At 68.0% G+C, this 1,827-nt stretch carries 2 protein-coding genes and 1 pseudogene; all 3 read left to right on the forward strand.

Going from position 1 to position 1,827, the window contains the following annotated elements; all coding sequences use genetic code 11:
• Positions 1 to 397: pseudogene (glyA, locus tag QWY80_RS16205) on the forward strand (serine hydroxymethyltransferase); the annotation flags it as partial.
• 27 nt (positions 398 to 424) lie between these two features.
• Positions 425 to 1,675: a sarcosine oxidase subunit beta family protein gene (locus QWY80_RS16210; RefSeq protein WP_290233723.1), complete on the forward strand. Its 1,251-nt coding sequence runs from the start codon at positions 425 to 427 to the stop codon at positions 1,673 to 1,675.
• A gap of 12 nt (positions 1,676 to 1,687) precedes the next feature.
• The coding region (locus tag QWY80_RS19440) for a sarcosine oxidase subunit delta (protein ID WP_353960461.1) at positions 1,688 to 1,827 on the forward strand (140 nt) is incomplete at its 3' end.

The following is a 1,827-nucleotide window of genomic DNA, read 5'->3' on the forward strand; positions in this document are numbered from 1 at the left end:
GGTGTCCGGCGGCACCGACGACCACCTCTTCCTGGTCTCGCTGATCAAGCAGGGGGTGACCGGCAAGGACGCCGACGCGGCGCTCGGCCGGGCCCATATCACCGTCAACAAGAACGCCGTGCCCAACGACCCGCAGAGCCCCTTCGTCACCTCCGGCCTGCGTATCGGCACCCCGGCGGCGACCACCCGCGGCTTCGATGAGGCCGAGTGCACCGAGCTGGCGGGCTGGATCTGCGACATCCTCGATGTGCTGGCCGAGCGTGGCAACACCGAGGCGGTGGAGGCCGCGGTGCGCGAGAAGGTCGCCGAGCTCTGCGAGCGCCACCCGGTCTATGGTGGGTCATCCGCCGCGGCCCGCGAGGCCAGGGTGGGTGAGTCGGCCGACTCCGCCCTCTAATCGCCTTCACGAATCAGGAGAGGCCCTATGCAACGCTATTCAGGCTTCGGGCTGGCGAAGCACGCGCTCAGCCATCACGAGAACTGGGAGCGCCAGTGGCGTAACCCCACCCCCAAGAAGCAGTACGACGTGATCATCGTCGGCGGCGGCGGCCACGGCCTGGCCACCGCCTACTACCTGGCCAAGGAGCACGGCATCAAGAACGTGGCCGTGATCGAGAAGGGCTGGCTGGGCGGCGGCAACACCGCCCGCAACACCACCATCGTGCGTTCCAACTATCTGTGGGACGAGTCGGCGGCGCTCTACGAGCACGCCATGAAGCTCTGGGAAGGACTCTCCCAGGACCTCAACTACAATGTGATGTTCTCCCAGCGCGGCGTGATGAACCTGGCCCACACCCTGCAGGACATGCGCGATGTCCAGCGCCGGGTCAACGCCAACCGCCTCAACGGCATCGACGGCGAGGTACTCGACGCCCAGGGGGTCCAGGAGATCGTGCCGATCATGGACTGCTCGAAGAACGCCCGCTATCCGGTGCTGGGCGCCTCCTGGCAGCCGCGGGCCGGGGTGGCGCGCCACGACGCCGTGGCCTGGGGCTTCGCCCGCGCCGCCGACGCCCTGGGCGTGGACATCCTGCAGAACACCGAGGTCACCGGCTTCAAGATCCGCGACGGCCGCGTCTACGGGGTGCACACCAACCGCGGCGACATCGAGGCCAAGACGGTGGGCTGCGTGGCGGCGGGCAACTCCGGCGTGCTGGCGAAGATGGCCGGCTTCAAGCTGCCGCTGGAGTCGCATCCGCTGCAGGCGCTGGTTTCCGAGCCGCTCAAGCCGGTGCTGGACACCGTGGTGATGTCCAACCACGTGCACGGCTACATCAGCCAGACCGACAAGGGCGACCTGGTGATCGGTGCCGGTATCGACGGCTACAACGGCTACGGCCAGCGTGGCAGCTACCCCACCGTGGAGCACACCCTGCAGGCCATCGTCGAGATGTTCCCGATGTTCTCGCGGGTGCGCATGAATCGCCAGTGGGGCGGCATCGTCGACACCTGCCCGGACGCCTGCCCGATCCTCTCCGCCACGCCGGTGAAGGGGCTGTTCTTCAACTGCGGCTGGGGCACCGGCGGCTTCAAGGCCACCCCGGGTTCGGGGCACGTCTTCGCCTGGACCCTGGCCAAGAACCAGACCCACCCGCTCGCGGCCCCGTTCTCCATCGATCGCTTCCATACCGGTGCTCTCGTGGACGAGCACGGTGCGGCCGGCGTTGCTCACTAAGGAGGCAATCCCATGTTCCTGATCCACTGCCCCTACTGCGAGGAGCATCGCGAGGAAGAGGAGTTCCACCCCAAGGGCCAGGCGCATATCGCCCGGCCGGCGGACCCCGAGGCCTGCAGCGACGAGGCGTGGGGCGACTACCTGTTCTTCCG

It is taken from the genome of Halomonas ramblicola, from assembly GCF_030409215.1.
GTDB lineage: Bacteria > Pseudomonadota > Gammaproteobacteria > Pseudomonadales > Halomonadaceae > Halomonas > Halomonas ramblicola.

Bases quoted from the DNA above. Each gene is read 5' to 3' on its own strand.
- QWY80_RS16210 (WP_290233723.1), top strand. From the start codon at position 425: ATGCAACGCTATTCAGGCTTCGGGCTGGCGAAGCACGCGCTCAGCCAT.